1 rRNA gene is annotated in these 255 nt (G+C 46.3%); it reads right to left on the bottom strand.

The features are described 5' to 3' along the window. A 23S ribosomal RNA gene (locus EYW48_RS21810) occupies window positions 1-255 on the bottom strand; the annotation flags it as partial.

Below are 255 nucleotides of genomic sequence, written 5' to 3'. Positions count from 1 at the left end.
CGTGTTCACCTGCATCATTTAAAGCTTAAGGGCTAGTCCAATTTCGCTCGCCGCTACTTTCGGAATCTCAGTTGATTTCTTTTCCTTCGGGTACTTAGATGTTTCAGTTCCCCGAGTTCGCCTCGCTACGCTATGTATTCACGCAGCGATACTAGCTTATGCTAGTGGGTTTCCCCATTCGGAAATCGTAGACTCAAGTGGCTTTTACTGCCTAATCTACGCTTATCGCAAGTTAATACGTCCTTCATCGCCTCT

This window comes from Vibrio sp. 1180_3 (genome assembly GCF_029478545.1).
GTDB lineage: Bacteria > Pseudomonadota > Gammaproteobacteria > Enterobacterales > Vibrionaceae > Vibrio > Vibrio aestuarianus.
This window is presented reverse-complemented; position numbering and strand designations above follow the sequence as displayed.